General features: G+C 61.0%; 1 protein-coding gene. It reads right to left on the bottom strand.

Going from position 1 to position 580, the window contains the following annotated elements; genetic code table 11:
* The coding region (locus EN935_RS39410; RefSeq protein WP_245489190.1) for a type IV secretory system conjugative DNA transfer family protein at positions 1-557 on the bottom strand (557 nt) is incomplete at its 3' end.
* Positions 558-580: the final 23 nt, after the last annotated feature.

The raw sequence follows: 580 nt of genomic DNA, 5'->3' as shown, positions 1-580 counted from the left end.
AGATCAGGCAAAGCATCTTCGACGATGCTGAGATTTAGATCGAAACTCTCGGTATCGGCTGCGTTGGCGCGAAGAGAACGCACCTTGTTCATGATCGCCGCAACCGCCGCTTCTTTGTCGGGCGCTATGCGTGTTGTCACCGCTTTGGCCGCCAGAGCAGAAAAATCCACGGCGGCATAAGCCGGCACGGCTGCGGCGACTGTTGTTTTCAGCCGTTCTTTTACGATTGCGCGCCGGCCCGGCGGCGGAGCTATAGGGCCTGCTTTTGCGGCAAATGTTGCGCCGCGCCGCAGGCGGGTTTGCAAGAGGCCTGAGCGGTACGCCGGTGTTGTCGGCACAATGGTCGGGAGCGCAGGAGATGGAACCGCCGCGGAAGCGTCCAATCCAGGGATTTTCGTGCGCGAAGCGTCGGTAAAGGCGGGCAGGGGCATGAACGCGCGTTTGGCGAGCTGGCCGTCGGCGAAATAGAAATTGCGGGTGCCCAGGATCGGCAGTTCGCCGCGTGGCAATATGATGACCTTGTTCTTGTCGAGCGTCCGGATTTCATCCGGCCGCATCAGGGGCCGTCGCACTTCCTTGC

The organism is Mesorhizobium sp. M7D.F.Ca.US.004.03.1.1, assembly GCF_003998635.1.
Classification (GTDB): domain Bacteria; phylum Pseudomonadota; class Alphaproteobacteria; order Rhizobiales; family Rhizobiaceae; genus Mesorhizobium; species Mesorhizobium loti.
The sequence above is the reverse complement of the archived record's forward strand: the minus strand, read 5'-3'. Positions and strand labels throughout refer to the sequence as shown.